The sequence below is a fragment of the Ruegeria sp. AB8 genome (genome assembly GCF_056542605.1).
In genome coordinates, this window is record NZ_JBQGAB010000075.1 from 1 (window position 1) to 2,027 (window position 2,027).

General features: G+C 56.3%; 1 protein-coding gene. It reads right to left on the reverse strand.

Going from position 1 to position 2,027, the window contains the following annotated elements; all coding sequences use genetic code 11:
* Positions 1-1,838, reverse strand: a 1,838-nt coding sequence (locus ACR0CG_RS23720; RefSeq protein WP_480527959.1) for a DUF3604 domain-containing protein, incomplete at its 3' end; no start/stop codon positions are given.
* Positions 1,839-2,027: the final 189 nt, after the last annotated feature.

The window sequence follows — 2,027 nt, forward strand, 5'->3', positions numbered from 1 at the left end:
TCTGGAGTATACCAGATTGGCGAAGTGTAAGCGCGCTCCTGTGTTGAGGTAGGCACATCTGCGGGCAGTTCGTCCCCGAACCGAACGGCATCGTAAACTGTCCACCTGGGCGTTGGAATTTCCAGAATACGAACGTAGTAGAATGCCCGCAATGACGGATCGAAGTCGGGATCCTTCCAAACCGTCAATAGCTCCGGAGAACCGATTGAGTTGGTGAACGTACCCGTTGCGACATCCACGGTGTTACCCACTGCCTGTAGATTGCCATCGGCATCCGGTTGCCTGTCTCCCGACCATGCCACGTCATACACCTGCTCTTCCGTGTCGCCGTTGGCATCTACCCAACCCTTCACAACTTGAACACGGTCGAGATTGCCGGAATACGGGTCCTTGAGAGCCGCAATAAGGAATGTCGGTGCATCTGCGCCCTCGGGCACTTCCGAGAGGTCGCCGCCCATGGGAACGCCCTTTTCGTATCCTATTTCGGCGGGCAGACGTGATCGCGCGTCCTCCTCTGTGAAGTCCCAGCCACCAAAGAAACGAACCGTTATGCGGCTGCCGGTTGTTCCATAAACTTCTTTGCGCTCCATGGCGTCGAATATGGCTTCGCGTGTGTTGTCTTCGGCCCAAACCGCTGCGTAGCCAGAGGCTGCCATTTCCCAGCCGAGGATCCTCAACGCGTCAAATTCGCCAACGACATGCTGCCATCGACCGGGCTCCGGCTCGACGCCGGAGTGCTTGCCAAAGAAGTTGTCCTCTTCCGCCGTCGCCAACGCGGTATGGCTGTCGGTCGAACCCACGACACCGAATTTGTACGGATTGGTACCAAGTTGCGCTTCCAGCTTGAGACCGTTCTTCAGAGCTTCGCGGGCATATTCGTACTGAAGCATCCAATCTTCTTTTGGCGTCGGGCCAAGGTTGGATTTATCCCAGGTTTCATAGTCCGCAAATTCATCGTTCGGGCTCAGGAACGGATGGGTTTCCCCATCACCCTTGATCTGGGTGATCTCGTACATCGGCTCCCATTTCGCGCGCCGTTCAGCGTAGTCCGCCGTCAATGGCTCACCCGTTTCCGGATTGGTCTCGACTGGAAACATAAGGCCGTTGGAAACGTTGCCGTTGTGGGCAAGGGCCAGAACACGACCGCCGGTTTCCATTTCATATGTTTCCATCCAGTCCCACAGCTTTTCCGGATTAAAGGTTTCTGCGGTCGTGAAGGGCAGCATTTGCCGTGCGCGAATGGCATCATCACGGTAAATCACGTTGCGATGGAGGTTGTTGCCGGCTTCGGTGGATGTCCATTCGTATCCGATGAACGCAGTAAACGTACCGGGGTCGTCGTGATGATCGGCGGTTTGCGTGAACTCGTCCCAAACGGACTGCACGAACCTGCGATCCGACACAGCCTCGGGAAGGGCTTCCCCGGTAATCCCGGCAAATGTCTCAATGACCTCCATAGTCGCACCGAGAGCAACGTCTCCACCTGCATTAAGTCGTTCGCTCCAATCTCGAAGCGTTGGATCACGCATCAGCGTTGAGTTTCCCGCAATGATTTCATTCATTGCCCCCATGGCATCCGAATGGTCGGAAACAACAAGCCAGTCGAGCGGACGCGACAGTTGTACGCGGAGGCCGTGTGATGTCGTGACCTCCTCACCCCGTGCAAATCGATAAGCGTCATCCGGGCTCAGGATGACCCCAAATCCGCGCGCATCCAGCGAATTGGACGTGTGCAGGTGGGTATCGCCCCACAGCGGACGAGTCGGAAAATCGCGCCCGGCATAGGGCGAGAAATCTGCGGGCGCGGGTTCGCGCATATCGTCAACCGATATGGTCATCTCCCCGACCTGCCCACCTTGTGCGGCCTCCTGAGCATTGGAAGAGGTCGCACAGAATGCGACAGAAACAATTGCTGTCGATGTCAGAAAAAAATTTCATTTGAGCCTCCCAGGCCGGCTGAATGCCCGCCCATGGCAGCATTTGGCGCAGTGGTCCGTCAAGGAGGACAAGCAAAATTTAATAGTGAG